The 546-nt window shown below is 47.3% G+C and carries 2 protein-coding genes; both read left to right on the top strand.

Annotated features, from left to right (window positions below; all coding sequences use genetic code 11):
• The coding region (locus AC5O77_RS22470; RefSeq protein ID WP_137422643.1) for an integrase core domain-containing protein at window positions 1–285 on the top strand (285 nt) is incomplete at its 5' end.
• A gap of 76 nt (window positions 286–361) precedes the next feature.
• Window positions 362–546: antitermination protein Q (locus AC5O77_RS22475; protein ID WP_494507255.1), on the top strand; the 185-nt coding region annotated here is incomplete at its 3' end.

Below are 546 nucleotides of genomic sequence, written 5' to 3' on the forward strand. Positions count from 1 at the left end.
TCACAGTACTGCGCATACGATTACCGGGTCATACAGGAGCAGTTTGGTCTGAAAACATCAATGTCGCGTAAAGGTAACTGTTACGACAACGCTCCGATGGAAAGCTTCTGGGGAACGCTGAAAAATGAGAGCCTGAGCCACTATCGTTTTAATAACCGGGATGAAGCCATCTCAGTAATACGGGAATACATTGAGATTTTCTACAATCGTCAGCGTCGTCACTCTCGTCTGGGGAATATCTCCCCGGCAGCCTTCAGGGAAAAATATCATCAGATGGCTGCTTAAAAAAAGAACAAATGGTTGTGTCCGCTATTGCCAGTACACCTCATTACCAAAATATTACTCCCCAAAATCTCCAAACTTGAGCGATGACGCTCCAGCGACAGGCACCGGTTGTTTAACAATTACGGATGTAATGGCAGCGCAGGGGATGGTGCAGTCGAAAGCACCACTTGGGTTGGCCTTATTTCTGGCAAAAGTTGGTGTTCAGGACCCTCAGTTTGCGATTGAAGGCCTGCTAAATTACGCGATGGCACTGGATAACCC

This window comes from Stenotrophomonas sp. INTA L402-1 (genome assembly GCF_059295135.1).